The 3,549-nt window shown below is 74.2% G+C and carries 5 protein-coding genes and 1 pseudogene; 5 read left to right on the forward strand and 1 reads right to left on the reverse strand.

Translation table 11 applies throughout. The annotated features are described in order from the left end of the window. Positions 1-329: DUF5719 family protein (locus ACFV6I_RS38485; RefSeq protein WP_380430827.1), on the forward strand; the 329-nt coding region annotated here is incomplete at its 5' end. 53 nt (positions 330-382) lie between these two features. Here the strand turns inward: ACFV6I_RS38485 and ACFV6I_RS38490 are convergent. Then, entirely contained in the window at positions 383-835 is a 453-nt protein-coding gene (locus ACFV6I_RS38490) for a metallopeptidase family protein (RefSeq protein ID WP_079135840.1), read from the reverse strand. 85 nt (positions 836-920) lie between these two features. Between ACFV6I_RS38490 and ACFV6I_RS38495 the strand changes: the two genes are divergently transcribed. The 4 genes and pseudogenes from ACFV6I_RS38495 to ACFV6I_RS38510 form a co-directional block, all read left to right on the forward strand. Continuing rightward, positions 921-1,364, forward strand: coding sequence for a DUF3499 domain-containing protein (locus ACFV6I_RS38495; protein WP_079136306.1), 444 nt, complete (start codon positions 921-923; stop codon positions 1,362-1,364). Positions 1,365-1,555: 191 nt separating this feature from the next. Next, positions 1,556-2,941 carry a phosphomannomutase/phosphoglucomutase gene (locus tag ACFV6I_RS38500; RefSeq protein WP_063349137.1) on the forward strand — a complete coding sequence of 462 codons (1,386 nt, stop codon included), beginning with the start codon at positions 1,556-1,558 and terminating at the stop codon, positions 2,939-2,941. An 83-nt stretch (positions 2,942-3,024) separates the two neighbouring features. Continuing rightward, complete coding sequence (locus ACFV6I_RS38505) at positions 3,025-3,207, forward strand: Trm112 family protein (RefSeq protein ID WP_063349138.1); 183 nt, start codon at positions 3,025-3,027, stop codon at positions 3,205-3,207. 66 nt (positions 3,208-3,273) lie between these two features. Further along, a pseudogene (locus ACFV6I_RS38510) lies at positions 3,274-3,549 on the forward strand (mannose-6-phosphate isomerase); the annotation flags it as partial.

A 3,549-nucleotide genomic window follows, 5' to 3' on the forward strand; every position in this document is an offset into this window, starting at 1 on the left:
CGTCCACGCTGTTCCTGACCTCCGCCGGCGACGCCGCCACCGTCCGGGTCACCGCCTCGGCCGGCAGCGGCGGCGGCACCCCGGTGAGCAAGGACGTCCAGCTGCCGGCCGGCGGCACGGTCGCCCTCCCGGCGCCCGAGCCCGGTGGGCTGAACGGCAGCTTCGCGCTCACCGTCGAGACCGTCTCCGGCGGCCCGGTGATGGCCGCCCGGATGCTCTCGCTGCCCGCCAAGGACGTGCCGATGTTCACCATCCAGGCGCTGCGCGACGACCACAGCACCGTCAGGGTCCCGCAGGCCGGCCAGGATCCGGGCGTCGTCCTGCGCTGACCGGTCGGACGGGGCGGTACCCGGCAGGCCCGGGTACCGCCCCGTCCGCGTGCTCAGTCCTCGTCGTAGCGCGGGTCGATGGCGTCCGGGGACAGTCCCAGCAGCTCCGCCACCTGCTCGATCAGGATCTCGTGCACCAGCGCCGCGCGGTCCTCCCGGGTCTTCGCCCGGATCTCCACCGGCCGCCGGTACACCACGATCTGGCTCTTGCGCCCCTGCTTGCCCGGCAACACCCGCCCCAGCGGCACGCCGTCCTCGCCGTCGGCCGCGTCGGGTTCGTGCAGCGGCACCTCCTGGACGGCGAACTCCACTTCGATCAGCTGCGGCCAGCGCCGTTCAAGACGCTCCACCGATTCGCGCACGTAGTCGTCGAACAGTTCGGAGCGGGTGAGCGAGATCGGCACCTGGGGCGGCGCCAGCGGGCCGCGCAGCCCCCTGCCGTGCCGGTCGCGATGCCGGGGACGGCGCGAGGGTCCCGTCGATGACTGCGGTGCAGAGCTGTCCATATCACTGCCGAGGGTAGTCCTTGGACGGTCGGAAGTGGACTACTCCGACGGGGAAACGCCCGAGGCGGCGGAGGCGTGGACCGGCGTGCGGACCGCGACACGGCACACCCGCCGGACAGGCGGTCTTCGCTCCCCGGCGAGGAGTGCGGTACCGTCCACCCTCGTGAGCTCTGTACGTCGTTGTTCGCGGACCGCGTGCGGCCGGCCGGCCGTCGCGACGCTGACGTACGTCTACGCGGACTCCACCGCTGTCCTGGGCCCGCTCGCCACCTACGCCGAGCCGCACTGCTACGACCTGTGCGCCGAGCACGCCGAGCGCCTCACCGCCCCGCGCGGCTGGGAGGTCGTCCGGCTGGCCGCCGAGGCCGGGCCGCTGCGCCGCAGCAGCGACGACCTGGAGGCCCTCGCCAACGCCGTCCGCGAGGCCGCCCGGCCGCAGACCCCCCGTCAGGGCCGCGGGTCCGAGGGCGAGTCCACCGAGGGCGGCCGCCGCGGCCACCTGCGCGTCCTGCGCTCGCCGGACAACTGACGCCGCACAGCCGACGCCGTACCCCGCCCAGGGCCTGCACCGGGCGTTCGTCCGACTTGGGTACGCTGCCCGTCTACCGTCACCGCGGACCGTCGACCGAACGGGCGGTGACCCCGACGTATCGTGACCGTGGGCGGCCAGCCGCCGATCACACGCACACCGACCAGTACAGAGACCAGGGTGGAGCCGCAGTGCGCGACCTCAAGCAGCTCGTGAAGGCCTACGACGTCCGAGGCGTCGTCCCGGACCAGTGGGACGAGCACCTGTCCCGGGCCTTCGGCGCCGCGTTCGTGCAGGTCACCGGCGCGTCCGCGATCGTCGTCGGCCACGACATGCGCCCCTCCTCCCCGTCGCTCACCCGGGCGTTCGCCGAGGGCGCCGCCGCCTACGGCGCCGACGTGGTCCAGATCGGCCTCTGCTCGACCGACCAGCTCTACTACGCCAGCGGCAAGCTCGACCTGCCCGGCGCGATGTTCACCGCCAGCCACAACCCGGCCCAGTACAACGGCATCAAGCTGTGCCGGGCCGGCGCCGCCCCGGTCGGCCAGGACACCGGCCTCTCCGAGATCCGCGAGCTGGTCGAGTCCTGGACGGGCGAGGACGACACCGTCACCGTCCCGGCCAAGGACGTCAAGCCCGGTGCGCTGTCCGAGCAGGACACCCTGCGCGGCTACGCCGACCACCTGCTGGGCCTGGTCGACCTCACCGCGATCCGCCCGCTCAAGGTCGTCGTGGACGCGGGCAACGGCATGGGCGGCCACACCGTGCCGACCGTCTTCGACGGCCTGCCGATCGAGCTCGTCCCGATGTACTTCGAGCTGGACGGGACCTTCCCCAACCACGAGGCCAACCCGCTCGACCCGAAGAACATCGTCGACCTCCAGGCCAAGGTCCGCGAGGTCGGCGCCGACCTCGGCCTGGCCTTCGACGGCGACGCCGACCGCTGCTTCGTCGTCGACGAGCGCGGCGAGCCGGTCTCCCCGTCCGCCATCACCGCCCTGGTCGCCGCCCGCGAGATCGCCCGCGCCCAGGCCGCCGGCGAGGCCGAGCCGACCGTCATCCACAACCTGATCACCTCCTGGACCGTCCCCGAGGTGGTCCGCGAGCTCGGCGCCAACCCGGTGCGCACCCGGGTCGGCCACTCCTTCATCAAGCAGGAGATGGCCGTCACCGACGCCGTCTTCGGCGGCGAGCACTCCGCGCACTACTACTTCCGCGACTTCTGGCGCGCCGACACCGGCATGCTGGCCGCGCTGCACGTGCTGGCCGCGCTCGGCGGGCAGCCCGGCACGCTGTCCGCGCTCACCGCCGAGTACGACCGCTACGCCGCCTCCGGCGAGATCAACAGCACCGTCGCCGACCAGGCCGCCAGCACCGCCGCCGTCCGCGCCGCCTACGCCGGCCTGGAGGGCACCACCGTCGACGAGCTGGACGGCCTCACCGTGGCTGGCCCGGACTGGTGGTTCAACCTGCGCGCCTCCAACACCGAGCCGCTGCTGCGCCTGAACGCCGAGGCCAAGGACCCGGCGAAGATGGCCGAGCTGCGTGACGGCGTGCTCGCCATCGTCCGCGCCTGACCGAGGCCTCCTGTGCCCCGGCCGGTAGGGTTGCCTATCGGCCGGGGCACCGCCGTGCCACCCCCCGACTTTTGGAGAGCCCCATGAAGCTCGAATCCTTCCTGCTGGAGATCCTGGTCTGCCCGCAGTGCCGGGCCGCGCTCACCGAGGGCGGCACCGAGGAGCAGCCCGAGCTGCTCTGCACCGGCGCGGACTGCGGCCTCGCGTACCCGGTCCGGGACGGCATTCCGGTCCTGCTGGTGGACGAGGCCCGCCGCCCGGCCTGATCCTTGGGGCGAAGCCCCCACCCCGCCAGCCCAGCGCGCACAGGACAGCAGCCGGAGGCCCGCCGCATGCTCGACGACACCCTGCTCGACGACCCGGCCGCCCTGCAGCGCGCCGACCGCGACCGCGCCCTGCTGGCCCTGGCCGGCGCCGGCGCGCGGGTCCGCACCGCGCTGCGGCTGGCCGACGCGGCCGGCCTGGACCGGCTGCGCCCGGACGGCCGCCCGCGCGCCGTCCTGGTCGCGGGCCACGGCAGCGCCCTGACGGCGGGCGAGATCCTGACCGCGCTGGCCGGCCAGGCCGGCCTGATCTCCCCGCTGCCGCCGTCCGAGGCGGCCGCCCCG

Source organism: Kitasatospora sp. NPDC059803 (genome assembly GCF_042732255.1).
Classification (GTDB): Bacteria; Actinomycetota; Actinomycetes; order Streptomycetales; family Streptomycetaceae; genus Kitasatospora.

What these genes read in the sequence shown, in the direction of transcription:
- ACFV6I_RS38490 (WP_079135840.1), bottom strand. Translation starts at nt 835, where the DNA reads ATGGACAGCTCTGCACCGCAGTCATCGACGGGACCCTCGCGCCGTCCC.
- ACFV6I_RS38505 (WP_063349138.1), top strand. Translation starts at nt 3,025, where the DNA reads ATGAAGCTCGAATCCTTCCTGCTGGAGATCCTGGTCTGCCCGCAGTGC.